At 48.7% G+C, this 26452-nt stretch carries 19 protein-coding genes; 6 read left to right on the top strand and 13 right to left on the bottom strand.

Annotated elements, in window-relative coordinates; genetic code table 11:
- Positions 1 to 214 precede the first annotated feature (214 nt).
- Positions 215 to 3757 carry a hypothetical protein gene (locus tag AAC022_RS04115; protein WP_339728263.1) on the bottom strand — a complete coding sequence of 1181 codons (3543 nt, stop codon included), beginning with the start codon at positions 3755 to 3757 and terminating at the stop codon, positions 215 to 217.
- 349 nt (positions 3758 to 4106) lie between these two features.
- On the bottom strand, positions 4107 to 5471 hold the full coding sequence (locus AAC022_RS04120) for a DUF1501 domain-containing protein (RefSeq protein WP_339728265.1): 1365 nt from the start codon (positions 5469 to 5471) through the stop codon (positions 4107 to 4109).
- A gap of 284 nt (positions 5472 to 5755) precedes the next feature.
- On the opposite strand from AAC022_RS04120, the gene AAC022_RS04125 reads away from it, so the two are divergent.
- Positions 5756 to 7090, top strand: a complete 1335-nt coding sequence (locus AAC022_RS04125) for an asparagine synthase-related protein (protein WP_339728267.1) — start codon at positions 5756 to 5758, stop codon at positions 7088 to 7090.
- A 71-nt stretch (positions 7091 to 7161) separates the two neighbouring features.
- Complete coding sequence (locus AAC022_RS04130; RefSeq protein WP_339728269.1) at positions 7162 to 8088, top strand: radical SAM protein; 927 nt, start codon at positions 7162 to 7164, stop codon at positions 8086 to 8088.
- A gap of 10 nt (positions 8089 to 8098) precedes the next feature.
- Here AAC022_RS04130 and ligA read toward each other — a convergent pair whose 3' ends face one another.
- The 11 genes from ligA to ffh all read right to left on the bottom strand — a co-directional run bounded on the left by ligA (position 8099) and on the right by ffh (position 20926).
- Entirely contained in the window at positions 8099 to 10111 is a 2013-nt protein-coding gene (gene ligA / locus AAC022_RS04135; protein WP_339728271.1) for an NAD-dependent DNA ligase LigA, read from the bottom strand.
- A gap of 39 nt (positions 10112 to 10150) precedes the next feature.
- Complete coding sequence (gene gmd, locus AAC022_RS04140; RefSeq protein WP_339728273.1) at positions 10151 to 11134, bottom strand: GDP-mannose 4,6-dehydratase; 984 nt, start codon at positions 11132 to 11134, stop codon at positions 10151 to 10153.
- A gap of 142 nt (positions 11135 to 11276) precedes the next feature.
- Entirely contained in the window at positions 11277 to 12983 is a 1707-nt protein-coding gene (locus AAC022_RS04145) for a cation:proton antiporter (protein WP_339728275.1), read from the bottom strand.
- Between the two features lie 189 nt (positions 12984 to 13172).
- The gene (locus AAC022_RS04150) at positions 13173 to 14651 is read right to left on the bottom strand and encodes an aldehyde dehydrogenase family protein (RefSeq protein ID WP_339728277.1); all 1479 of its coding nucleotides are present in this window, start codon (positions 14649 to 14651) and stop codon (positions 13173 to 13175) included.
- 194 nt (positions 14652 to 14845) lie between these two features.
- Positions 14846 to 16135 (bottom strand): beta-ketoacyl-[acyl-carrier-protein] synthase family protein, encoded by a 1290-nt coding sequence (locus AAC022_RS04155; RefSeq protein ID WP_339728279.1) that lies wholly within the window; start codon positions 16133 to 16135, stop codon positions 14846 to 14848.
- A gap of 611 nt (positions 16136 to 16746) precedes the next feature.
- Positions 16747 to 17190, bottom strand: coding sequence for a RidA family protein (locus AAC022_RS04160; RefSeq protein ID WP_339728281.1), 444 nt, complete (start codon positions 17188 to 17190; stop codon positions 16747 to 16749).
- Positions 17191 to 17276: 86 nt separating this feature from the next.
- Positions 17277 to 17675, bottom strand: coding sequence for a YraN family protein (locus AAC022_RS04165; protein WP_339728282.1), 399 nt, complete (start codon positions 17673 to 17675; stop codon positions 17277 to 17279).
- 108 nt (positions 17676 to 17783) lie between these two features.
- A complete protein-coding gene (gene rplS / locus AAC022_RS04170; protein WP_339728284.1) occupies positions 17784 to 18146 on the bottom strand; it encodes a 50S ribosomal protein L19 in 363 nt (120 codons plus the stop codon).
- A gap of 76 nt (positions 18147 to 18222) precedes the next feature.
- Positions 18223 to 18924, bottom strand: a complete 702-nt coding sequence (gene trmD / locus AAC022_RS04175) for a tRNA (guanosine(37)-N1)-methyltransferase TrmD (RefSeq protein ID WP_339728286.1) — start codon at positions 18922 to 18924, stop codon at positions 18223 to 18225.
- A gap of 45 nt (positions 18925 to 18969) precedes the next feature.
- A complete protein-coding gene (gene rpsP / locus AAC022_RS04180; RefSeq protein ID WP_339728288.1) occupies positions 18970 to 19356 on the bottom strand; it encodes a 30S ribosomal protein S16 in 387 nt (128 codons plus the stop codon).
- A gap of 91 nt (positions 19357 to 19447) precedes the next feature.
- Positions 19448 to 20926, bottom strand: a complete 1479-nt coding sequence (gene ffh, locus AAC022_RS04185) for a signal recognition particle protein (RefSeq protein WP_339728290.1) — start codon at positions 20924 to 20926, stop codon at positions 19448 to 19450.
- A 630-nt stretch (positions 20927 to 21556) separates the two neighbouring features.
- On the opposite strand from ffh, the gene leuC reads away from it, so the two are divergent.
- The 4 genes from leuC (at position 21557) to AAC022_RS04205 (ending at position 26410) form a co-directional block, all read left to right on the top strand.
- The gene (gene leuC, locus AAC022_RS04190) at positions 21557 to 22978 is read left to right on the top strand and encodes a 3-isopropylmalate dehydratase large subunit (protein WP_339728292.1); all 1422 of its coding nucleotides are present in this window, start codon (positions 21557 to 21559) and stop codon (positions 22976 to 22978) included.
- 57 nt (positions 22979 to 23035) lie between these two features.
- Complete coding sequence (gene leuD / locus AAC022_RS04195) at positions 23036 to 23626, top strand: 3-isopropylmalate dehydratase small subunit (protein ID WP_339728294.1); 591 nt, start codon at positions 23036 to 23038, stop codon at positions 23624 to 23626.
- Positions 23627 to 23725: 99 nt separating this feature from the next.
- Complete coding sequence (locus tag AAC022_RS04200; protein WP_339728295.1) at positions 23726 to 24832, top strand: FAD:protein FMN transferase; 1107 nt, start codon at positions 23726 to 23728, stop codon at positions 24830 to 24832.
- Between the two features lie 345 nt (positions 24833 to 25177).
- Positions 25178 to 26410 carry a DoxX family protein gene (locus AAC022_RS04205; protein WP_339728298.1) on the top strand — a complete coding sequence of 411 codons (1233 nt, stop codon included), beginning with the start codon at positions 25178 to 25180 and terminating at the stop codon, positions 26408 to 26410.
- Positions 26411 to 26452 lie beyond the last annotated feature (42 nt).

A 26452-nucleotide genomic window follows, 5' to 3' on the forward strand; every position in this document is an offset into this window, starting at 1 on the left:
TCACAGTTTTGAAAATCACAGTGCCAGCCTGCTAAATGACAGCACTGAAGCAATTCTGAATTGATTAATATTACGCTTTGGAACAGAACCAATGTAAACCACCTCTGGTAAAACAATGACACTCAGAGCTGTGACCGGGGCGCGCGGCATCAGGAATGCATTCTAGCAAATCAACGAAAAAGCGAAACAGCATGCGGCCTGATTTTTATCTGGCTTACTGATTCAAATCTTTTGCTGGTTCGGCACCAATCATGCCCACCAGCGCTTGCAGATAATCTGGTGAGGAAACATGTGCCAGCTGATCTTCAATCCATTGTCGCCGTTCTGCAATCTTAAGCCGCTTCACTTCCCTGTCATAACCGGGATGGACGGCAAACTGGTCAAGATATTCCAAATGACGTTTGAGCAACGCGGTTTCACGTTCCTGACGCGCAACCAAGCGGTCCTGATACCACTGACTTTTGAGTAGTGACTCCTGCGTAAACAGAGAGCGAACCTCGTCATCATGAATCGTATGTCCTTGCCAGTTTCCATGCGCCATAATCGAGAGAATCGCCTGCAATGGGGGACAGGCTTCTTCATAGGAACCATCCTCGAAGTACTGCAACGCAACTCGCTGCTGTGCCTCGGCGATATACTGAATTCCGTCCACAAACGAATCCAGATCCTGCTTTTCAGGCTTAAGGATCGTCTCATCAAAGACCGAAGCCGGATTATCAAACACGCGACCAAAGAAGCGATGCAGGAACTGGTACGTAATACGATAGCCTAAACGACTCGCTGGAATCTGTGTCCCGTTGTGTTCAAAGTCCTTGAGCGGCTCCAACAGGCCTTCCTCGATTAAGTATTTCGGGTCGCGTTCTTGCGGTTGCATCCGGCACCAGATCTCTGGGATCAACAGGCTGACATCATGATCAACACGCACATTGGGACCGATATGCCCGGCGGCCGTCGAAAAACCGGCATAACCTGTGAGAATGAATCCAACCAGTGCGCTATTCAGATCAGCGGCAGGCCGCAGAGCATTGAACGGTCCTTTGGTCAAAGCCCCTTCGCTGCCAGCCCCCGTTGTGGAAGGACTTTTTCCGGTCAGCGAACAAATGAAATCCATAAACAGCTCGGGCAGTTCCTGATAATGGATCGGAGAATACACGGCCAGACTCCGAATTCCTTTTGCACGATCAGGAGGATTGTTACGTCGGCCCACCATCACGGCATTCACAGGATTATGCACCGGTTCATCAGCAGGCACACCACGAAACAGACGCGTCGCCATTTTGGTTATGTACGTATAAAACGGCTTGACCAGATCGGGACGAATTTGAAGATAGCGTGGATTCTTGGTCGGCTTTCCATCAATCTGACGCGGGTTCGCGGAACAAACAACATAACTGCTGTTCGACTCTTCTGCTGCCCGCAGCATTTCCTGCATCGGTGGACTGAAGGCATCAAAATCAACCACGTATTTACTCATCTCACGCACTTTCTGAATCGAAAGTGGCTCAAAGTTGGAAATGAAATTCCCCGGCCGAGACAGATCGGCTTCCGTCTGCTTGTCCAGACCTCTGACGATTGCATCATCGGGGCGCTGGAACAAGCGATACTCGCTATTAATCACAAATTTACAACTGGGATTATTTTCGCCTTCTGCCATGTGATTCAAGGCACGCGACGGGACCACAACGGAAGCACTGATATCATCTTCCGTCTGAATTTTCATCGAAGCAATAAAGTCCTGTCGAACTTTGAATGTTCGCCAGCCCAGTAAAGAAAATAAACCAACCCGTAAATAGGTACCGACCAGTTTCCGCTCTCGGTATTTTAATTCATGGCCGTGTGTGCCATTCACAATATCAACACCAAAATGACTAGCCCAGTCTTCTCCCCAACTCGTCCAATAGATACGTTTGATAATAAAGACCAACGCGCGAATATGATCGGGTATCGCATTCAGCCATTCATTGAATTCAGGAGTATGATTCGGCGAAGGGGTCAGCAGCTTGATGACACTTCCCAACGAACGGTTCATATCCAGTACGCGCCGGCTCACGCGTCGTTTTGGATCTCCTTCCGGCAAAGGTTCCAGCCAGCGATCGGAATAGTCTTTCTCAATAATTTCGCGGACGTATGCCATATCTTCTTCGTAATTGGACACGAACACGGGACCATACAACATATAATCCAAAAGCGATTTACTGATTTCACTCTTACCACCCCCGGAGACCGTACAGGGTTTGTGACAAAAGATCCCTTCCCCTGAGGTTCCCACAATTCTCCAAGAAGGAGCAGCCGGGTGCTTTTCCATCCGCAGATGATAACCAGAGGGAGCCATATAAACGCGGCCCGGCAATAGCGGAATCGAATGTTCCTTACCGCCTCGGGTCCAGCGAATGCATTGTTCGGGCAGACTCGCATACGCATCCTCGGGGATGTAGATCAGGTCGGGAAACTGTCGGTCAATTCCATACCCCTCAGCCTGACCATCAATATGGTCGCCATAATCACGCATTACATCATCGAAAGTGCGCCCATTGTATTTCACACTATTGACTTGAAACCCTTCACCCAAATTATAGCTGGGATAGGCAATCGCGCCTCCTGCGTGCTCTTCTTCTGCATTCCCATGCAGATTGGCCGAATAGCTGATCTGTGTCTTCACTTCTTTTTTACAATAACCAAAATAGTTATCGGCAATGAGCGTGACGATGACTCCCTCATCCGTACGGCAGGTCATTTTGAATGCCAGACCATCGTTATAAAGTTCCTCTTCCGACTTCCAGCACATGCTGTCTCGCTGCTGACGTTCGGTTGCATCATCCCAGTGAGGCAGACCGAGTTCCCGTTTTGTAAACGTCGTCAGATGGGGTGCCAGAATCACTGCGCCGGTATGTCCGGTCCAGTGCATCACATCCAGCCCGGCATCATTTTCGGGTACAAACGGATCGCCAGCGTTTCCAAAAATGGATTCCACAAAGTCCAAGTTGCTCACTAGAGTCCCAGGAGCAAAAAAGCGGACTTCCATCCGCTTCTCCGGCGTGACTCCTTTGACTTCAGGGCACACAATCGGGCGTAACAAGAGTGAAGCCCACCCGGAAGCAGGCTCAGCCTGTTTTGAAGTAAAGGGAAACAGTTTCATTTCCTGGGGAGGATTCATTGCATGCTGAAACATTTTGACGAATATCGCACGTGGAACAGCCCGTTTGTCCCCCGCAATCGGCAAGCCCCCTTCGGTAATGTGAAACGTGCCGACTGTTGTACGTCGATCATGTTTGGGGTTATGCAATACGCCATTCTTCACGCGATACGATTGCACCAGGTCACTGACAAATTCATCGTCCTCAACAGGAAGCGAAAGTTCCCGAGCCAGTCCGAACCGATCCAGTACCAACGTTTTACCGGGTAGTTTCAGATCTTGAGATCCGTCAACATCACGAAAATGCGATTGCAAAAATGCTTCGATCCGCTTATCAGCAGGACAGCGATGATTCGCGAGCAAGCGATTTTTTTGTCGATGATTTTCCAGCAACCCTTTCGCGATATCAGCAAAGGTACGATCCGCGTCTGTCAGAGCAGCCGGATAACCATTGGCGATTAACTGCAAATTCAAATACCGCAATATTTCATCACGATCTTCATTGCAGGTGGCGTTCCCATTTTCATCGAGACCCAGTGCCTGACGATATTGTTCGTCCGACTTATCAGAACGGTCTTTGAGTGACCTGAGAGGAGAAATCCGAGGTACTTCGCTATTTAACATAATTACAGGTCTTCTGGTAAATACAGATCAGGAGTATTTGATGATCTAGTTGTGAGCGCACCAAGATCGGGCAATTCTGAGTGAAATCCTGGCGCGTGATATTTAAGCTCAGCTTAGTCAGCAGTATATTAGATATTGCTGGAAAATCAACGGTCTCACTCGACACGTTTCCCCAGCAGCGACCGCAGCTAACATTCCATAAGCATTATTATAGTAATTACTTAAAAATTTCTTAATGCAAGGAATCTCACCGCGTCAGGCTGTGAGTTCCCATTCGAAAATCAATTCTATGGCACTTCAGAAAGGGTCCCATCCTCCGATTCCAGCGCGACTTGGTTCTGATGGGAACTCAATATAATTCACGGATCGGGTGTCGACCATCGTCGACAAGATAACGCGGGCGGCCTGACAAATCCGTAATTTGAGCGGTTTCTGTATTAATCCCCAGATTATTAAACAGTGTTGCGAAGACTTCCTGTACATGCACCGGGCGATCCTGGGGCACGCCGCCGACCCGGTCTGTCTGACCGACAATCCGACCGCCTTGTATTCCACCGCCAGCCATCAGAACTGACTGCGTTCCAGGCCAATGATCGCGGCCCCCTTTGGCATTTATCCGTGGAGTCCGACCAAATTCGCCCCAGACGATCACGGTCGTCTGGTCAAAAAGGCCTCGTTCTTCCAGATCCTGCAGAAAGACGGCCAACGCCTGATCGAATACCGGTAAATACTTTTTCGATAAATATTCGATCGAACCTTCCCGATTCGCATGCCAGTCCCAGGCGCCAAATGCCACGGTCACACATCGCACGCCTGCTTCGACCAGCCTGCGCGCCATTAACAAGTGCTGAGGACTTTGCGGTGCCCCTCCAAAACTCGGGTCCGTTTTTTGTAACTTACCATATCGATCACGCACGGACTGAGGTTCTTGATCCACGTCCATGGCTTCTGCAAAACGCCCCGATGTCAGCATTTGAAACGCCTGCTGCTGAAAGTTATCCAGGCCCTCAACATCGAATGCCTGCTGGCTGTGTTTAAATGATTCCAGCAATGACCTGCGCTCATTTAAACGCGCGATATCAATCCCATTCAAAACCAGATCCGATTTGACTTCCCCTTCCAGTGTAAACGGAATATGGTTAAAGCCGGTAAAGCCAGGCCACGAAGGATTACCCTGCAAGTGACTCCCGTTGTTATTGTAAGGAGCGTAGCTCATCTTCGGGGCGGCATCGACATAGGGAATGACACCCTGCTTGCCTGGCCCCAACAGTTCGGAAACAATTGAGCCAAAGGCTGGCCAGCCCCCAGCAGGTTCGCCATCTTCATTCCGCCCCCCGGCACGTCCGGTATAACATTGGAATGATTCATGCCGGTTTTCCATACCGACCAGCGTACGGACTACAGAAAATTTGTCTGCAATCGCTGATAACCGAGGCAGTAATTCACAAAACTGAACTCCAGGAATTTTTGTCTGTGTTGGTGAGAAGGAACCACGAATCTCACTGGGTGAGTCTGGTTTCGGGTCGAATGTTTCAAATTGCGTCGGCCCTCCTGGCAGGTAGATCATCACCACCGAGTGCGGGTTGTTTTTTTGTGTCATTCCCGCCTGCAATGGACTCCACCAAGGCAGTGATATCCCTCCCCCAATGCCCGCCGCGCTTGCCTGCAGAAATTGACGTCGTGAATAATTCAATTGAGACAAGTCTCTATTCATAAGGTTCCTCCTATGTGTTTTGTAGAAGCTATCAAACCGAGATACCTTTCTCAACCCCAGCTTACTGTTCAAATTAATCGAACCATTTTTCGTGCCACCTATTCAAAGAACTGACACAGACAGCAATATATCAATCGACAGGCACGTACATATGAATTTGAATTTCTTTCAAAATGTTGAGGAATCACTCGCACTGTGTTTTCATTTTGCGTAAGGAATCATAGAATTTTTTGCACGCCCTTAAATAACCCAGGCCACTCGATTAAATCGAGAGATTAGATTTAATGATTCATCAAGATTATGTGGAACGACTTGTCAATTTACTGGATCCTGCTGCAAATCTACTCTTCAACATGTCTGCCGAAGAGGCAACAGAACGAGTCGGAAGTGGTTTACCCGAACGAGTACGAGAAATCGACGGCCAGTTTGCAATCGTCCACAAAGAGGGAACACGAATTCGGATGGCGCGGTCGATCGGTAGACCGATGCGGTTCTTCCTCGCCAAACGTGCTGAAGGACCTTGCTTGGTCATCGCAGAGCGAATCGACGAGATCTATGAGTTCCTCAAAACCGAAGGACTCGACGACCAGTTTCACCCTTCTTATACCAGGATGGTGCCTGCGCATTATATTCTCGAACTGCAATTGATCGGCTGCCCCGATCCCAACCCCAAAACAACACGCTACTTCACTCCCACACGCAACAGACTTTCGCCGCAACTGGACGAAATCGGGAAAGCGTACATTGGTGCTGTTTCTCAAGAGATCCATAAGTGGCTGGACACGATTCCCCGTATGGAGCCGATCGGTGTGCTCTTTTCTGGAGGGATCGACAGTGGTGCTATTTTCCTGTTGGTCTACCATGCACTGATCGCGCGCAACGAATCACCGTCTCGTTTGAAAGCGTTTTCGCTTTCCATTGATGGCGAAGGAAGTGATTGCCGACAGGCACAGCAATTTCTGGAACAGATGCAGCTCAGCCTGTTTCTGGAGATACTGGAAGTTCCGCAAAGCTGCCTGGACTATAAAGAAGCCATCAAAATTCTGGAAGACTACAAACAGCTTGATGTAGAGGCTGCAACAATGGCGCATGCCTTGTGCAAAAAGATCAGGGAACTATATCCGCGATGGAAGCATTTGATCGACGGCGATGGTGGGGATGAGAACCTGAAAGATTACCCCATCGAAGCCAATCCCGAATTAACCATTCGCAGCGTCCTGAATAATCTGATGCTCTACCAAGAAGGCTGGGGAGTCGAAGCTGTCAAGCATTCACTCACCTATTCCGGCGGTCAAAGTCGAGGCCATGTCAGAACCTATGCCCCCGCCCGCAGCCTCGGATTCCAAGGGTTTAGCCCGTATGCATTACCGAATGTAATCGAAGTCGCCGAAGGGATCCCCTACATCGAACTGACCGGCTGGGACCATAAAAAACTTTATGCACTCAAAGGTGATATCGTCTGCAGAGGCATTAAACAAGTCACCGGCTTGTCGATGCCCGTTTATCCTAAACGGCGATTTCAGGAAGGCAGTCTCAATGACCAAACCTTCAACACGATCTTTTCTGACTCAGAAAACGTATATCGCGAGACTCTACTCTCTCTTTATCAATCACCGTAATCATCCTGCATCATCCGATGCATTAAGAAACAGGGCTCTGATATTTTGTCACATGCAATGGGGCCGACAAAATGAATCCCCCAACTTCGGTATTCAACGATCAGCAGATCCTCGCAGCGCGTCCCCCTAAAAACCGGGTTTCTCCCGAAATCCCCTATGCCTTTTTAAACGAAACAGAATATTCGGCAGACGGAGTTCTCACAGAAGTCTCAACCATCTTTCTTACCAATCGCGAGTGCCCCTTCCATTGTCTGATGTGTGACCTCTGGAAAAATACAACGGACGAAACACTCAAACCCGGCCTGATCCCGCATCAGATTGAATATGCCCTCGCCCGACTCTCTCCCGCCAGTCACATCAAATTGTATAACAGCGGAAACTTTTTTGATCCGAAAGCCATTCCCCAAAAAGATCTCCCCACCATTGCCGATCTGACACAGCACTTTGATCGGGTCATCGTAGAAAATCACCCTTTGCTTTGTAATCAGATTTGCGTCGAGTTCCAGCAAATGATCACCGGAGAACTGGAAATCGCATTGGGGTTGGAAACGATCCACAAAGATGTTTTACAGTCGCTCAATAAACGAATGACGCTGGATGATTTTTCCAGGGCCGTCGATTTTTTGCGAAATCACTCCATTCCAATCAGAGCATTTATTCTTTTGAAACCACCATTCATGGATGAACAGGCTGGCGTGGAATGGGCGATTCGCTCAGTGGAATATGCCTTTTCGCTGGGGGTCGAATGTTGCTCAGTCATTCCCACGCGGTCCGGTAACGGACTTCTTGAGCAACTACAGCAGAGTGATCAGTTTGCGCCGCCGCAACTCGCTTCGCTCGAAACGACCCTCGAAACCTGTTTGAACCTGAAACAGGGCCGAGTCTTCATGGACCTCTGGGATCTGGAACAGCAGTATCAAAATGAAACGAATCTTGACCATCGGCTGGAACGACTGCGTCAGATGAACCTCACGCAGAAAGTCCCGGAAGCAGGATGACGCCCCTGATTCAAACCGACTCGTTCAACATAGTTAAGAACTCGGTCTCTGACAGTACAGGCACATTTAGCGACTCCGCCTTCGTTAACTTACTCCCCGCCTTTTCGCCTGCCAGCAGGTAATCGGTTTTCGCGGAGACACTTCCCGACGCTTTACCACCATGCTTTTGAATCAGTTCTTTCGCTTCATCGCGTGTAAATTGTGATAATGTGCCTGTGACAACAACAGTCTTTCCATCGAAAATCCCTGCCGGCTTTTCGATTTTTTCTACCGGGCTACCCATATTCAACCCCAGCTCTTTTAATTCGCCGACCAGTTTGACACCAAAATCGGAGTGAAAAAAGGCATGCACCGACTCAGCAATAATGGGGCCGATTTCGTCCACCGCAGCCAGATCCTCTACACCCTGACTGCTAATTTCATCAATTGTTCCAAACTGCTTCTCCAGAATCCGTGCGTTGCTGGTTCCCACATGCCGAATATTCAAACCAGTTAACAATCGCCAGAGTGGCTGCTGCTTGGATTTCTCTATTCCAGCCAATAGATTATCAATCGACTTCTCGCCCTGCCGTTCCAGATTGGTCAATTGATCATAATGCTCATCAAGACGATAGACATCCGCCAGTCCTTTGATGAGTCCTTGATCAAGCAACTGCTCAATCATCTTGATGCCCATTCCCTCAATGTCCATTGCCGATCGCGAAGCATAATAGCGCAAGGTTTCACGCACTGAGGCGGGACAGTTTGGATTGGGACAGCGAATATACACGCCCCCTTCATCCTTGACCAATGTTGTCTTGCATTCAGGACACTTGATCGGAAACGTCAGCTCCTGCTGTGTGCCATCGCGCAGGTGCTCTTCAACTCGAACCACATGCGGAATAATTTTCCCCGCTTTTTCAACGACCACCCAGTCACCGACCTGAATCCCCAGTCGTTCCATTTCATCATAATTATGCAGACTGGCTCTGGAAACCGTGGTCCCCGCAATTTGAACCGGCTCCAGATTCGCGACGGGAGTGACGGTTCCCGTTTTACCAACCTGAAACACAATCGAATCAACTTTACTGACCGCTTCGTAACGTTCCCATTTATAAGCCACGACCCAACGAGGGCTTTTCGAAGTATTGCCCAGTAATTCCCGCTGATCAAACTGATTGACTTTCAGCACAATGCCATCGACTTCAAAATCAAGAGTGTGCAAATCATCCATCATCGTCTGGACATGTTCCAGGGTCGCTTCCAGATTTGGAAACACTTCCACATTCGGCGTGGCAGGAATTCCCATCTCCTGAATCGCTGCCAGAAAATTGATATGCGTTTGATAGTCAACGCCTTCGACGGCTCCAGAACCATGCGCAAAAAAACGAATTTTTCGCTTGGCACATAACTTAGGATCAAGCAGTTTCAATCCGCCGGCCGTCGTATTTCGGGGATTGGCAAATGGTTCTTTCCCCTGCTCCTGCATTTCCACGTTCAGAATCTGAAAATCGGAATTGCTGATATAGGCTTCGCCTCTGATTTCCAACAACTCCGGTGGATTATCCGTTTGAAGACGCAACGGTACCCCGCCGATCGTCCTCACATTGTGCGTGATATCATCCCCCTGCTGACCGTCGCCGCGGGTCACGCCTTGTGTCAAAAGACCGTTCTCATAAATCAAAGAAACGGCGACTCCATCAATTTTATATTCTGCCGTTAACTCAACTTGCTCTTCATCAAGCAGTTTGCAGAGCCGCGTTTCAAAATCACGCAGCCCTTCCTGTTCGAAGATATTATCGATCGACAGCATTGGCAGACGATGGGGCACCGTCTGAAATCCTTCAATCGGTGCGCCACCGACTTTTTTCGTTGGACTGTCTGGAGAATCATATTCCGGATATTCGGCTTCTAGTTTCTCCAGCCGTTTCATCAACCGATCATATTCTCGGTCAGATATTTCTGGCTTTGCCTGGAGATAATACAGCCGGTTATGGTGCTCAAGCTGCTTTCGAAGATCTTCTATTTCATTTCGAACTGACATGGGGTAATCCGCGTAGGAATAGAAAAAGTGTGTTCGGGCTCAGGAAGCGACGTCGTTCAGAAGTTTCTCCTGCTGGGTCAGCTTCATATCGGCCTCGACCATCAACTGTGCTAACTCTTTAAATGAAACCTTCGGTTCCCAATTCAGTTTCTCGCGTGCCTTGGTCGGATCGGCACAGAGTAATTCGACTTCTGCAGGGCGATAATACTGGGGATCAATTTCAACATACTGTTTCCAGTCCAGATCAACGGCACCGAAGGCTGCTTCCAGAAATTCGCGGACGGAATGCGTCTCGCCCGTACCAATCACAAAATCATCCGGTTTATCCTGCTGCAAAATCAGCCACATCGCTTCGACATAGTCACCTGCAAAACCCCAGTCTCGTTTGGCATCAATATTCCCCAGAAACAACTTTTCCTGCATCCCCAGTTTGATCCGTGCCACCGCTTTAGTGATTTTTCGCGTCACAAATGCTTCGCCGCGCCGGGGAGATTCGTGGTTGAACAGAATCCCGTTGCAGGCATACATACCATACGATTCCCGGTAATTAATCGTCTGCCAATAGGAAAATACCTTCGCGCACGCATAGGGGCTGCGCGGATGAAAGGGAGTCGTTTCACTTTGCGGTGATTCAACAACCTTGCCAAACATTTCGCTTGAAGAAGCCTGATAGAAGCGAATTTTCTTCTGGCTTTGTTCCTCGTAATACCGTAATGCTTCCAGCAGACGAAGCGTTCCTACTCCAGTGACTTCCGCAGTATAAACAGGGATATCAAACGATAGCCGCACGTGGCTCTGGGCTGCTAAATGATAGACCTCATCCGGCTGCACTTTCCCCATGATCTCATTCAGATTGGAACCTTCCGCAAAATCACAGTAGTAACAATTCTGAGGAGGCTCGCCGATCCCCGGCTTACTGCAGGAAGTAATCCCATGAACTTCATAGTCCTTACTTTTCAAAAACCGAGAAAGGTAATATCCATCCTGGCCATTGATTCCCGTAATTAATGCAACTCGTTTCACCACTAACGTACCTCTATTGAACTCTGTGATTTCGTAAGATTCTTCACGTGTTGAATTGTTGATCGTTTCAGTTTAGTTTTTTTCTGATGAGTGGCAAACGTCGGTCTGATGTCAGCACTTACCAGTCATAGATAAGCTGAATTTACTTCGAATCATTACTTTGAGCCGAACGATGGCCTTTAATATAATACTTGAGGATTTCCCAACGTCGAATGACTCCCAGCATACGATGTGGTTGCTCTCGTGCCACGACGGGCAAACAATCATAAGATCCCTCACGGAATTTGGTCCACACGCGCGCCAAAGAATCATCGGGATAGACCACTGTTTCTAGATTATTTGCCAGGTCTGCCGCCCTCACAAGCGAACCAATTTTGGGATCGAACAAGGTATTACTCAGATCCTGATATCGGATTACTCCCACGACTTCTTCATTAGGTCCAAGGACAGGGAACGTGTTGTCGTGACTATGCTCAATGAAAGAAATCACCTCGTTGAATGTTGCGGTCTGTGAAATCCCTTTGACATTCTTGCGATACAACTGCTCGACCAGAATCTGGTCAGGAGGCTGATCAATTTCGGAAAGCAGACCGAAGGAAACCAGGAACCGTCTGATCATTGCCTGAAATTCGCTGATCGGGTCACCAGCCGTATGATGAATTGCATTAATCAAGGGAACCTCACCAGCCCGCAGCACAGATTGGCGGATCATAATTGGCCCGACGATTTCAAAAAACACAACCGAGCCCAAGATAATTGTCTGCAGATGCCCACCCAATACGGGATCTCGGCTGACAGCAATCGCCGAGAGTGCAATCGCGGCACCGGCTTGTGCAAACAGCGTGGTCCCCAGCCATTGGGAGACTTCCGGTTCTTCACCACGCATTCTCGCAGGGACCAGAATACCAATATATTTTCCCAGCAAACGCAGAATGATGTAGCTGAAACCAACTAAGCCGGCTTCCATAAACTGCTTCGGTTCCAGTTCCGCGCCATGAATGATGAAAAACAGGACACACAAAAAACCGGTCAGTGGATTTAACTCTTTCTCAAGCTTGGGCACTTCTTCCTCAGCCAGTGAATTCGCTACGGTAAATCCCATTGCCAGAAAGGTCAGCATATAAGGCAGGCCCGTGGTACGACAGAGCCCCAAAGCCAATGCAATCAGCCCGAGCAGCATAATCATGCGGCGGCTGCCTTTGATAATCGCATTGCCATAACTGATCATCAACCCACCGAAGATACCGATGAAAATTGAACCAAAGATATCCAGCCCCAGATGCCCCAGTTGAGCAAATACGGATGTATGCTGACTATCACCTTGGAAAAAATAAACGGCAACAAAGATGATTTCAAATGCCACGATGGAAACTAAATTGTTCAGCGCCACCAGGATGCCCGTGTACTCGGAAATCGGGCCTTCCGACTCCATTTCTTTCAGCACCAGAATGGTAGTCGCGGGGGCTGTAGCAATCGCCAATGCGCCAAGCAGGATCGCAGCACTACCAGATTCCCCCACCAGCAACAAACCAACATACACAAGAAAAAACGTCGCGAGTATCTCACTCACAGACAGGGGGAGTACACGATGAAATAATCGGCGCAGCCGAGAGAGCGTAAAATGATTACCCAAGCCGAACAGGACCAGCGCCATCGCCAGATCAGTCAGAGGATTCAATTCTTCGATATGTGTATGCGGGATCAGATCAAAAATCGCCGGCCCCAGGATCACGCCCATTAATAAATAGGCAGTCACCTTAGGTAAACGGAATAATTCCCCCAGTGTGCCCGATACCAAACCGGCAGCAAGAAAGATCCCCAGTGTAAATATGATATGCCACGAGCCCATTCGAACTTCCTGTTCCAGGTGATTGATTTCTAATACGGGGCGATTATAGCAAAATATATTGCGCGGTCGATCCTCACATCCCATTCTAGATCATAAAATTAATGAGACTAAACCACTACGAGACAGTGAGTTCGAGCTTGGAATATTTATGATTTTCTGTCAAAAACAGATCGGATCAATCGAAACTACTTAATCCAGACTCATCGTGACCGTTTTCAATTCCGTATAACTGGCAAGGCCTGCTGCCCCCAGTTCACGCCCGATCCCACTCTGCTTGAAACCACCAAATGGTGCAGCTGCATCAAACACATCGTAGCAATTTACCCAGACAGTCCCCGCCTTGATGCGATCCGCCATCAGATGTGCTTTTTTCACGTCACTGGTCCAGACAGCAGCCGCTAAACCAAAGTGCGTATTATTCGCCCGGGAAATCACCTCATCGACATTTTTGAAGGGCAAAATACTCAACACAGGCCCAAAGATTTCATCGGTCGCGATGGGCATCTCATCCGTGACGTTGTCAAAGACGGTTGGTTCCACAAAATAACCCTTGTCTCCAAACCGGGTCCCCCCCGTCACACACTGAGCACCTGCTTCATTCCCCTTCTGAATGTAACTCAAGATTTTTTCCATCTGCGCCTGATCAATCTGAGGCCCTTGAGTCGTCTCTGGATTAAGCGGATTACCTAATTTACGGGCAGCGGCCTTGGCAACGATCTTGGCCACAAATTCTTCATGCACAGATTCTTCGACAAACAATCGGCTTCCGGCACAGCAACACTGCCCTTGATTAAAGAACAGTCCGAATTCCGCACCGGCAACCGCTGCATCCAGATCACAGTCTGCAAAAACGACATTCGGGCTTTTCCCGCCCAACTCGAATGTCAAACGTTTCAAAGTTGCCGCCGCATCGGCCATGATAATCTTGGCAGTCGCATCTTCACCGGTAAATGCAATCTTATCCACATCGGGATGTTTGACCAGCGCGGCGCCTGCCGTCGGACCGTATCCCGGAACAACATTGATCACGCCGGGAGGAAAACCGGCTTCCATCGTTAGCTCCGCCAATCTTAAACAGGAGAGAGGCGTTTGTTCCGCAGGTTTCATCACGATGGTACAGCCCGCGGCCAAAGCGGGAGCCCATTTCCAGGCGACCATCAACAAGGGGAAGTTCCAGGGAATAATCTGCCCTGCCACTCCCAGTGGCTCACGACGGGTATAGCAAAAATGATTGCCCCGAATTGGAATCGTGGTTCCTTCAATCTTATCAGACCAGCCTGCATAATAACGCAGACAATCAATCACCAGCGGCAAATCTGCTGCGCGACTGTCACGAATCGGCTTTCCATTATCGAGAGACTCTAAAGCAGCCAGCTCTTCAATATTTTCTTCAACCAAGTCGGCCAGTCGATAAATCAGCCGCCCACGATCACGGGCATCCATTTTGGACCACGGCCCCGACTCAAATGCAGTGCGTGCTGCCTTAACGGCCAAGTCGATATCAGCCGCATCCCCTTCTGCCACATTCGCAATAACTTCTTCAGTCGCAGGATTCACTGTCTCAAATGTTTTTCCGCTCAACGCATCGCGCCATTCTCCATTAATCAGAAGTTGGGTCTGCCGAATTTGAGGAATGCTTGCAACCGAATCTAGAACGTCTGTCGCCATGGCTGAATCTCCTGAGAATATGTTGAGCGAAATCGATTTCTCGTGACGGAATATGGCACTGAGAGAGGTTTCCAGCAGCCTTCCCGAACTATCATTCTGATCGTATTTAATCACGTTCTCAAGGGGAAGATGAAAAAGCGCGCAAAAAAAGCGCAAACAGAAATGGAAGACCGGCAACGCTTTAAAAGCGAAACTCAGATGGCCCGTAGAATAGCCGCAGCACTTTGGCCAAATGCAGTTCGACTCACAGACATCGCAGTCGGAATCGTGAGAGGACGGGCCTCGCCATGAACAATATTGAGATTACACAATGGATCAGGAGTTTCGTAATTCAACGTCGCAGGAGTCATATTGTGGCGTAGTGAAAGAATACTCGCCGCCAGTTCGACAGCCCCTGAACCAGCATCAAAATGACCGAAGTAACTTTTGAGTGCCGTGATCGGGATTTTCGTTGCCTCATCACCAAACAGGCGGTGATAAGCGCGGGCTTCAACCTGATCATCAATCTTCGTGCTCTTGCCATGAGCGTTGATATGACCGAGTTGGTTTGGTTTCAAATTTGCCTGTCGCATCGCTGATTCAATGGCCCGAACTAATCCAGTTTCATTTTGATGATTATTTTTAGAAACAGGACGGCCATCGCAGCCGGCTCCCAAGCCAATGACTTCGGCATAAATTTCCGCACCACGACGAACAGCATGGTCATAATTTTCAACAACAAATGCAGCAGCCCCTTCACCGAGTATCGTGCCATCACGATCGCGATCAAAAGGCCGACAGGCGCGTTTCGGATCTTCATCCGGTGACAACAAACCCATCAGATTCTTGCGAGAAAGGTCAAGGGGATTGATATTCGAAGTACAGGCACCAACCACCATACAATCGACGGCGCCACGCTTAATCCAACGCATCGCTTCGGACAAGGCTAATAAAGCCGAAGAATCCTGACTGGTAATTGTGTTGTTAGGGCCCTGCGCATTGTGCTCGATTGAAATATGACAAGCGGGCATATTAGGGAGTTGTCTGAGCATCCATAAAGGCGTAATCTGCCCCATGACATCCTCGCCCCAACGGGTAAATTCAAAGGAATCATGTTTGGCGCAATGCTTGACGGCTTCGACCAGCTCATCTGGGGTGGTCGGGATATGGCCTGCACCAAAAGAAACACCAAAACGATCTGGATCGACAACGCCTTCTTTGATCCCGGCATCGCGAACAGCATCTGAAGCGGCAGAAACACCAAGTTGGATGTCTCGCGACATGACCTTCAGAAATTTTTTGTTATACAGGTGAATCTCTGGCTGAAAGTCTTTGACTTCTGCTGCCAGTTTGGAAGGCAAATTGCAGTTAGGAAACGTCTGAAGACGCTCAATCCCCGACTTTCCTGCACAAATATTTTTCCAAAATGCATCAATTCCGATACCAATTGGAGAAACAACTCCAATTCCGGAAATCACCACACGTGTTTGATTTGACCCAGCCATCTTAGCTTGACCCTCAATCCCCTATAGCAAAAAACAATGCAAGTCCATTAACGACATTGTTCAAACTATAGTTGTAAGATTGTTGAGACTCTCAGCTTAACACTAATGTGCGCAGTACTCTGAGAATCACTACTTCAACTTAATTGAGTTCCTTCTCCTCTTATATTATCGGAAAAAGACAACCAGAAATCTGAGAGCGATCTCAAACCCAAAGAAAAAACCCTTAAACTCTAATAATTAAACAAGTTATAAGGCTATACCTGTTTTGAACTCGTGCTGTCACAAAGACGAAGCTTTGCAGCAAAATGAGCCCACAGAACTTAAGGAAGGTGCTTTAAAATAAAGCATGGGTGTGACTGAGAGCAAAAACTCCCGTACTTTCAGGTTGGAAATCCTTTTCACAGATTCGAGTGAAATCAAATCAGGCCTACGAATACAATTGAGGTCCCCTTCAACTATATTTAGTACCTAACCGATACCAATCGACTAGTATTACACACTTTACACGTCACTTTGTCAAGCGAATTCCCAGAATTGTCAATTTCTGAGGTTTATCCGGCCTGAGAGCTCATTTTTCGATGAACGAGTACGTGCCTGTACTCGTTCTACAATTACTCATCAATGATCTCAAAAATGGCTTCAATTTCCACGGCAACACCGGTTGGGAGTGCAGCAAATCCGAGCGCACTGCGGGCATGGTAACCATCTCCCGTCTTCCCAAACAATTCATGAAACAGGTCAGAGGCCCCATTGATGACTAAGTGCTGGTCAGTAAAATCAGGGGTCGAATTCACGCACCCGAGTAGTTTAATCACTTTCAGACCATTTAGCGTACCATGCTCATGTCGCACGGATTGTAAAATCTTGATAGCGCAATCACGGGCAGCAGCAACGCCTTCTTCCAGGCTGACATTTTCTCCTAACCGCCCTTTTTGATCACTCACATGACCTGAAGTCATCAAGAGATTGCCGGTTTTAATACAGAGCTTCAGGTACCCAGGTTCAATCGGTTCAAAAGTCAGACCTGACTCAGCAGCTTTTTGTTCAACAGACATGTCTCATTCTTTCAGTGACAAACGTTATGACAAAGCAATTCAACGTTAATGTAGATGGAACAGTGGCGTTTTACAATCCAGTCGGATTAAGTAAAAAACTGAAACTCACCTGAAGGTTCGAAGGCATTCTGAAAATGCTGTATCTCGGGAGTCGCTTTTTCTGAGAGCCAGAGTATTGAGATCACATCAAATCGGGCGGGATGACTAAGCAGTTTACGTTTTTTCAGGAATGAGCTGGCCAGCCGGGTCAGTTGGATTTGTTTCTTCTGTGTGACCGCCTCAAACGGTTCTCCTTTGGAATTACTTTTACGAGTTTTGACTTCGATAAAAGCAATTACCTCACCGTCCAGCGCGATGATATCGATTTCCCCCAGATCTGTCCGATACTGTCGGGCTACAATCGAATACCCCTGCTGCTTCAGAAACCGGATAGCAGTACGTTCTCCCTGATCCCCCAGCAGCTTACCAAACCATTTACCTACCATAGGCATTTACTCGTAAACGGAAGCCGAGATTAAGGAGAAACTGCACGCCAGACGACTGGCCCAGAAGCACTGAATTGTCCTCAGTGCTTCTGGCGAGTTTCCAACAGTTCACTCTCCGTCTTTTTTCGCACGACGTTCGGTCAGACGTGTTGCTTTACCAACCCGATCACGCAGGTAATAAAGTTTCGCCCGACGGACCCGACCGTGGCGTTTGATGTCCAACTTCGCAATTTTGGGCGAATTGACGGGAAAAATTCGTTCCACACCTTCGCCAGCAATGATGCGCCGGACTGTGAAGTTTTCACGCGTGCCACTTGCACGTCGGGAAATGATGACTCCACTGAAAATCTGGATCCGTTCCTTGTCACCTTCCTGAATTCGGGTATGCACATCAACGGTATCCCCGATTTCAAATTGAAGTGGCTCTTCACGAAGGCTAGATGCTTCTATCTTTTTCAATAATTCCTGCATGACTCAATGTCCTCTTAGGACGTTTCCCGAATACCCGATAAGGTAGCTTGAAACGCACTGTTTACATTATTTTAGTTCAACTTGAATTTGATTCCGATTCCGTCAGAAGATCTCGACGCCGTTCGCGAGTTCGTTTCAAACTCTGTTCGTGCCGCCAACGTGCAATCTCCTGATGATTTCCACTTAATAACACTTCCGGAACTTCCATTCCACGAAAGTTTTGAGGCCGCGTGTATTGAGGATACTCCAGCAGTCCCGATTCAGAAAACGAATCGTATTTGGCACTGCTTTCATCGCCTAATACTCCGGGAATCAACCGGATTACAGTCTCAATAATCAACATGGCTGGCACTTCCCCTCCGTTGGTAATGAAGTCACCAGCCGATATTTCCATTGGCTCAAGGCCAATGCGGATTCGTTCGTCGAATCCTTCGTATCTTCCGCACAGCAATGTGAGTTGCGGTTCTTTTGCTAGCTCTTGAGCCAGGCTCTGATTCAACGTTCTCCCCTGGGGAGTCAGCATAATCAATTTGCCAGGCTCAGGAACCTCTTCCCGAACGTGCTCGGCACATTGAAAGACCGTATCACAACCAATCAACATCCCCGGACCGCCACCATAAGGGCGGTCATCTACCGAGGCGTGCTTGTCTGTTGCCCAGTCTCGAAAATTCCAACGTTGAATCTCAACTATTTGATTTTGAATCGCTCGCTTGAGCAACCCCTGCTCAAGATAGCTATCAAACAGTTCGGGAAACAAGGTTAGAATATCAAATCGCATTTTGCTCTCTCAAAGAGCGGTCCTATAACGAATCGACTCAGAAACTTATTCTGAGGGGGTTTCTTCAGTAGCAGTACCTTCTTCGGCTGAAGCTTCCGTCGTTGCTTCCGAAGATTCTGGTTCTGGTTCCGGCTCGGGCTCTTTGGGAGCAATCAGAGGTGCTGGCGCAGCCGCTGTTCCGAACTTGTTCTTTTTCACTTTTTTGATCAGCGTAGCAACATTGTCAGAAGGTTGCGCCCCGACTGACATCCAGTAATCAACACGCTCCATGTTGATTGTGACACGCTTTGATTTGTCAGCAACGGAAGTATCATAAGTTCCGATTTCTTCAATTGCTGCACCATCACGTTGTTTGCGTGAATCCATTACACAAATACGATAGAAGGGACGATGCTTACGACCCATTCTTTTCATACGAATACGAACTGCCACTAATTTCTCCTTTTGGAAACGAACTCTTATCTTATGGAAGATACAAATATTTGTAATATTTTCGAAACAGCCATCGACCCCATTAGTCCGACTAACGGTTCTTCTTACGCTGTTTCTTTTTTGCTTTTTTATCTTTTTTCTTTTTCTCTCGCAGCTTAATCGGGTCACCGCCGCGTTTGCTGCGTTCCTTTTGTTTGCTCATGCCCCCCATGGGATCCATCATCCCACCGGAAGACAGCTCACGCATGGCTTTCATCTTGTCACGCATGCCCATGCCGGCCATTTTCTGCATGACACCAGCCATGTTATTAAAATCTTTCACCAGCCGACTGATATCCGAGGGATCAGATCCACTCCCAATCGCAATCCGGCGACGCCGGCTATGATCAATCAGCTCGGGGTTTTCGCGTTCCACTGGCGTCATCGAACTGATAATCGCATCAATTCGCTTCATCTCAGAACCAGGATCGACATCCGGATTCGTATCCAGAAGACCGCCCATACCAGGAATCATTTTCATGATCTCCCGCATCGGCCCCATTTTTCGAATGGTTGCCATCTGTTTCTGAAAGTCGTTCAGGCTGAATTTTCCCTCTGCCATCCGAGTCTGGAGATCAGCAGCTTCCTCTTCGTTAAACTGCTCTTGCGCCTTCTCAACCAGTGAGACGACATCACCCATTCCCAGAATACGTCCCGCCATCCGGTCAGGATGAAACGGTTCCAGACGATCCAGTGCTTCCCCGACACCGATAAATTTGATGGGGACGCCTGTGACCGCTTTGACTGTCAGGGCGGCACCACCGCGGGTGTCACCATCCAGCTTTGTCAGAATCACGCCGTCCAGTTCCAAAGCCTCATTAAATGCTTTGGCACTGTTGACTGCATCTTGCCCTGTCATCGCGTCACAGGCGAAGATTACCTGATCTGGCTGGAGCTTCCGTTCAACCTGCTCCAATTCCTGCATCAATTGTTCGTCAATGTGCAGACGACCGGCTGTATCGAGAATTACCGTATCAACGTTGCCTAGTTTTTTAGCCTGACTGAGCCCGTTCTGACAGACCTTAACGGCATTATTGCCTTCTGGTGCTTCTGTATACACGGGGACATCAACCTGAGCGGCGATGACCTTCAACTGCTCAATCGCCGCGGGACGTTGTAAATCCGCTGCTACCAGCATCGGCTTACGCCCCTGCTCTTTTAAGAGCCGGGCCAGCTTTCCGCAGGTTGTGGTTTTACCACTTCCCTGCAGACCGCACATCATGATGACCGTGATACCGGAAGGTCGGAAAGTGAATCCAGGTTCGACCGGCCCCATCAGGTTGATCAATTCCTGATGAACAATTCCGACGATCTGCTCATCAGGTCGGACCGCTTTGAGAACTTTTTCACCAACCGCCTGTTCGGTCACGCGTTCGATGAAACTGGTGGCAATTTCGTAATTAACGTCTGCTTCAAGCAATGCCTGGCGCACCTCATGCAATCCATCACGGATATTGCCTTCGGTGAGTTTCCCACCACGGGCAAGACCGCTGAGTGCATTTTTCAGATTGGACGTTAATCCCTCAAACACTTTTGATATCCAGACTACTAATCACTAAAAAACAGGTGTCTCAATTAAATCGCTATCAATAAACCACTGCCTCAAACCAGCCCGTCCTCGGCAGAAAACGAGCGCAAAACCGGAACCTAAACCGAACAACGACAGTAGGTTAAGACCAATGCCCTACACTCCTGTTGATGTTGGTGTTCGCAAAGTTGTGATGAGGCAACAACTTGCATCAAGTCGTGGAGTTTAAAAGCTGTCTGAACAATACACAACGGTTCCAGCACACCTTTTTAAAATTCTTGCCCCTTTTACTCTACAAAATTCCTACAATGTTAAACAAATTGCTGACTAATTTGCAATAATATCAGTAATTACTGCAATGTACCGGGCATGGATTCTCCTGATTATTTGAATTCACACTATCCTTGACTGCAGTTTTTTGGATTTGGCAGGCTTGGATACCTTATATTAGAGGACCAAATTGTGTAAGGTTCTTGGTCGCGATTTCTTACTCCGAAGACATGGCCATAGGTATACAGGGGACCAATTAGCCCACCTCTGTGTCACCTGAAATAGACCTAAGCAATAAACGACCGTCGCGATTGAAACGTCATCTGTCAGTAAAATTCGAGTTAAAACGAAACAAAAAAAAAGATGAGTAATACAAAAAACCTGTTCGATAAAGTTTGGGACTTACACACAGTTAAAACCCTTGAGTCTGGCCAGGACCAGTTATTAATTGGCTTACACCTGATTCATGAAGTCACCAGCCCCCAGGCATTTGAGATGCTGCGTGATCGTGGCCTGACAGTTTTGTTCCCCGAACGGACTATTGCGACGGTAGACCACATCGTCCCGACACAAAACCAGGCCCGCCCCTTCGCAGACAATCTTGCAGAACAGATGATGTCAGCCATTGAAAAAAACTGTCGTGAGTTTGGCGTCACGCTGCTGGATGTTGATGATATCCGCCAGGGAATCGTCCACGTCGTCGGACCTGAGCAGGGTCTGACCCAGCCAGGCATGACCATCGTCTGCGGTGACAGCCATACGAGTACCCATGGAGCATTTGGCTCAATTGCTCTGGGAATCGGGACAAGCCAGGTCGCTCATGTCCTTGCAACTCAGACCATGGCTCTAGGGCGTCCCAAAGTACGGCAGGTCAAAGTGAATGGCGAACTCGGACCAGGCGTAACCGCAAAAGACGTAACACTTTACATTATTCGAAAGCTGGGCGTCCAAGGCGGAGTGGGCTACGCCTACGAGTATGCCGGTGATGTCTTCGATCGCATGTCGATGGAAGAACGCATGACGGTCTGCAACATGAGCATCGAAGGGGGAGCCCGCTGTGGTTACATCAACCCCGACCAGACCACCGTCGATTACCTGAAAGGCCGCCCCTCCGCTCCAGAAGGAGCAGCATTCGACAAAGCCGCCGAATGGTGGCTCAGCTTGGCGTCCGGCCCTGATGCAAAATTTGATGATGTCGTTGAATTCGATGCAGCAGATATCGAACCGACTGTCACCTGGGGTATTACTCCTGCCCAATCAGTGGGGATATCCGAGTGCCTGGCCCCCATTTCCAGCTACCCAGAAGACGAGCAAACACTGATCAAAGAAGCATTTCGGTACATGGATCTCGAAGAAAACCAGCCGATCAAAGGGCAAAAAATCGACGTTGCTTTCATCGGCTCCTGTACAAATTCACGGATTTCCGACCTCAGAGAAGCTGCAAAAGTTGTCGAGGGACGTCATGTTTCCGAACATGTCAAAGCATTGGTCGTTCCCGGTTCACAGCTCGTTCGCAAACAGGCCATTGAAGAAGGGCTCGACAAAATTTTCTCGGATGCCGGCTTTGAATGGCGAGAAGCTGGCTGCTCCATGTGCCTGGCAATGAACCCGGATAAACTGGTCGGCAACGAACTCTGTGCTTCGTCCAGTAACCGGAATTTCAAAGGCAGACAAGGCAGCCCGACAGGACGCACACTACTGATGAGCCCCACCATGGTTGCCGCTGCCGCCATCAATGGTTGCGTGACGGATGTACGAGAAATGCTAAACGCAGTGACTGCTTAATTCTCGAATTCAAAAACAACAGACACCAAATTATTATAAAACGACAAAGACAGACAAATGACAAAAATTGAAAGCATCACCGGAACTGGTATCCCGCTCTTACTGGATGATATCGACACAGACCGAATTATCCCCGCACGGTTTTTACGCTGCGTTACTTTTGATGGCCTGGGAGAACACGCCTTCGAAGACGACCGCATACAAGATCCGGACCATCCTTTTGATAAACCACAATTTCAAAATGCATCAATACTACTCGGCGGCCGCAACTTCGGCTGTGGTTCATCTCGCGAACATGCCCCCCAGTCACTGATTCGCTGGGGAATCAAAACCATCATCGCCGAGTCCTACGCAGAAATCTTTTTCGGAAACTGCACCTCACTGGGAGTTCCCGCTGTCTGTGCCTCTCGCGAAACACTGGAAGTTCTGAATCGTGAAATTCAAGACCATCCGGACCAGGAGATCTCAGTCAACCTCTCAACAATGAAAATCCGCTGCGGTGATCAAGAATTCGATTGTACGTTACCCGACAATGCCAGGTCTGCCTTGATCTCTGGCACCTATGACTTCTTAGCACAGTTGCTGAAAAGTGAGTCTGAAATCAAAGAGCGGGCTGCAACCGTGCCTTACTTTACGTCCTTTGCTTGAGCTGGAATAATCCGGCTGCAACAGTCACTTGCCAGCTCCAAGTGACTGCCACGCCAGCGTTGAAGTTCAGGCATTTTTCTAGGGCCTTAATCTGCGATTATGTCTGAGAAAAAAACGAACAGCAATCGTCGTGATTTCCTGACGGGTCGCGTTCTAAAGCAAGCCGCGGAGCGAGCCGGAGACCATCTGGCGGACTATCTGAATGAAGTGACGGAAGACTTTGAGGCACCGACGGGTGGCTCAACAATTCGATTGAGTACACGAGCCATGGCGACCGAATTTGCTGTCGTCATGAACCCCGGCCCCAGCTCGCAGGTCATGCACGCCTCGGATGCGCTGAACTTGCTGCATGAGCTGGAGCAGCTGATGACCGTTTACAGAACCGACAGCGAAATGTCGCGTGTGAATGCCGAGGCTGCGGCTGCTCCTGCAGGTATGGATTCCAGGCTGTTCGAAATTCTTGATCAGTCGCGTCAAATTTGCCTGGATACCGCAGAAGGTTTCGATCCTTCATCCGGCCCTTTAATTGCTTTGTGGAGAGAGTGCAGACAACAGGGACGCATCCCCTCTCAGCAGGAAATTGACGATCGCCTCAAACATACCGGCATCGACCAGTTTCAATTCGACAACTCTGCTCAAACCATTCAATTTCGTTCGCCTGAAAATGAACTCAACCTGGGAGGCATCGGCAAAGGCTATGCCCTTGATGTCGCTGGACAGTTTTTGACAGAACAAGAACTCGAAAGCTGGCTGTTTTATGGTGGTTTCAGCAGTATTCTGGCCCGAGGCACACACAATCAACTTCCTGGCTGGCCCATCGGAATCAAAAACCCGCTGTTTACAAACCAGCGTCTGGGAACTGTATTACTGCAAAATACGTCCATGTCGACCAGCGGATCTTCAGTACAGCATTTTCGCCACGCTGGAAAGCGTTATGGCCACATTTTGGACCCTCGAACCGGCTGGCCTGTCTCAGAACTGCTGTCTGTAACGGTTATCGCCCCTAATGCAGCGTTAGCCGATGCACTTTCGACTGCTTTTTACGTAATCGGTATCGAAAAAGCCCTGGAGTATTGCGATAATCATAGTGAAGTCGGTACGATTTTAATTCCACCACCCTCCCAAGGCCGAAAACTCTCCCCGGTAATTCGCGGAATTCCGAATGAGTTTCTGTTCCTGGATCGCGACCAATTGTTGTCACAATGATTTGTCGTTATAAAGGAATCTTAATAGAACGTTTCCGATCTCGGTGTTGATTCAGCTGCTCTTAACAAAGCGTACGGAATCGGCAGTCAGAGTTCTGCCGGGCTCCACGCCAGAGATCATGTTCTTGATAGAATAAATCACAGACACACACGCAAACTAACCTTCAATGCTTGAGCGACTCGCAACAGCAACGAAAACGTGATGTGATCGTGGACGACATTCCAGATGTAGTTCGACTTCATGCATTTGAAATTCAGATGTTGAAGACGAAAAAAAGAGTTCCTAACATACAGACAATACGAAACAAAACATTAAAATCCCCTTAAACGAACAGAGGGTTTACGAGTGCAAGATCTAAAGAAAATCTCAGGGATCGCGATCCTGTTTATTGTTGTTTTACGACTCGCAATCGGCTGGCAACTGCTCTATGAGGGACTCTGGAAAATAGATAGCCTGAGCTCCACGCGTCCCTGGACGGCGGCCGGCTATCTGAATAACGCCAAAGGTCCCTTCCGTGATCACTTCCGTAGTATGACCGGCGACCCCAATGACTTGAACTGGCTGGATGCTGACAAAGTCAAAGCAAAGTGGCTCGCCTGGGAACAGCGGTTCCTGAATCACCACCCGAATCTGACCAATGCCCAGAAAGCAAAACTGCACCAGATGGTCATTGGCAGCCCGTCCTTTGCAGCGGAGCTCAGTGCTCTCCCACCAGAAGTAAAAATTAGAGGCAGCCTGGGGAATGTTGTAAAATACGACGCAAAAAGAAAACGCTTGATTGTCGATGGTGAGAAACACTTGACTCCCGCGGAAAAACAACGCCTGCAATCCATGGTGCCTGTCAAAAAAGGTCCTAACGGAAAACTCGAAGGTGGAACAGCCCTTGATCGTGAATTTTACGTTGCTGTGGACAAGGTCTACGCCCGCTCTGCCCGCCTAAGTTACATTGAACAAATGCAGGCATCGCTACGAGGGAATCCGGAACTGGCTGGCCAGATCAACGTCAAGCAGGAAGGCACCATCGATGGCAAACGAATCGGCAAGATTGAGCAATACAAGATCAACCTGGATCGTTACGAAGAAAAACTGACTCAGGCAGACCAGCAATTTAAAGTCGATCATCTCAACAAACTTTGGGCCGAGATCCAGAAGTTGAAAGCCGACCTGGTCAATCCGATTCGCGCCATGGAAGAGGAAATGGAAACCGAAGCCAACAAACTGCTCACACCAGAGCAAATTGCGGCTGGCCCCGTCCCTCACGAAGACACACAAATCCACCGTGTGAATATGATGACCATTGCCAGCCTGACAATCCTGGGAATCTTGCTTCTAGTCGGCTTCGGAACCAGAATCGCCGCCATCGGCGCTGCAGGCATGTTGTTCTCGTTCTATCTGGTCATGCCCCCCTGGCCGGGAGTTCCTGAAGCACCAGGACCTGAACACAGTTTTATCATTAATAAAAATCTGATCGAAGTCATCGCCCTGCTGGCCATTGCCGCCCTGCCGACAGGGACTTGGTTTGGTATCGACGGCCTGGTATATCGCTTTTTCCATAAAAAGAAAAAATCGGCAAAGTAAACTCACTGATTAAGTGGAAATTTTCGTAGGAAACGAGGGTAC

It is taken from the genome of uncultured Gimesia sp. (assembly GCF_963976445.1).
GTDB lineage: Bacteria > Planctomycetota > Planctomycetia > Planctomycetales > Planctomycetaceae > Gimesia.

Coding starts and splice junctions, on each gene's coding strand:
- leuD (WP_339728294.1), top strand. CDS start 23,036: ATGACAAAAATTGAAAGCATCACCGGAACTGGTATCCCGCTCTTACTG.
- rplS (WP_339728284.1), bottom strand. CDS start 18,146: ATGCAGGAATTATTGAAAAAGATAGAAGCATCTAGCCTTCGTGAAGAG.
- trmD (WP_339728286.1), bottom strand. CDS start 18,924: ATGCGATTTGATATTCTAACCTTGTTTCCCGAACTGTTTGATAGCTAT.
- AAC022_RS04130 (WP_339728269.1), top strand. CDS start 7,162: ATGAATCCCCCAACTTCGGTATTCAACGATCAGCAGATCCTCGCAGCG.
- AAC022_RS04200 (WP_339728295.1), top strand. CDS start 23,726: ATGTCTGAGAAAAAAACGAACAGCAATCGTCGTGATTTCCTGACGGGT.
- leuC (WP_339728292.1), top strand. CDS start 21,557: ATGAGTAATACAAAAAACCTGTTCGATAAAGTTTGGGACTTACACACA.
- AAC022_RS04115 (WP_339728263.1), bottom strand. CDS start 3,757: ATGTTAAATAGCGAAGTACCTCGGATTTCTCCTCTCAGGTCACTCAAA.
- AAC022_RS04150 (WP_339728277.1), bottom strand. CDS start 14,651: ATGGCGACAGACGTTCTAGATTCGGTTGCAAGCATTCCTCAAATTCGG.
- AAC022_RS04125 (WP_339728267.1), top strand. CDS start 5,756: ATGATTCATCAAGATTATGTGGAACGACTTGTCAATTTACTGGATCCT.
- ligA (WP_339728271.1), bottom strand. CDS start 10,111: ATGTCAGTTCGAAATGAAATAGAAGATCTTCGAAAGCAGCTTGAGCAC.
- AAC022_RS04120 (WP_339728265.1), bottom strand. CDS start 5,471: ATGAATAGAGACTTGTCTCAATTGAATTATTCACGACGTCAATTTCTG.
- AAC022_RS04145 (WP_339728275.1), bottom strand. CDS start 12,983: ATGGGCTCGTGGCATATCATATTTACACTGGGGATCTTTCTTGCTGCC.
- AAC022_RS04165 (WP_339728282.1), bottom strand. CDS start 17,675: ATGGTAGGTAAATGGTTTGGTAAGCTGCTGGGGGATCAGGGAGAACGT.
- AAC022_RS04155 (WP_339728279.1), bottom strand. CDS start 16,135: ATGGCTGGGTCAAATCAAACACGTGTGGTGATTTCCGGAATTGGAGTT.
- AAC022_RS04160 (WP_339728281.1), bottom strand. CDS start 17,190: ATGTCTGTTGAACAAAAAGCTGCTGAGTCAGGTCTGACTTTTGAACCG.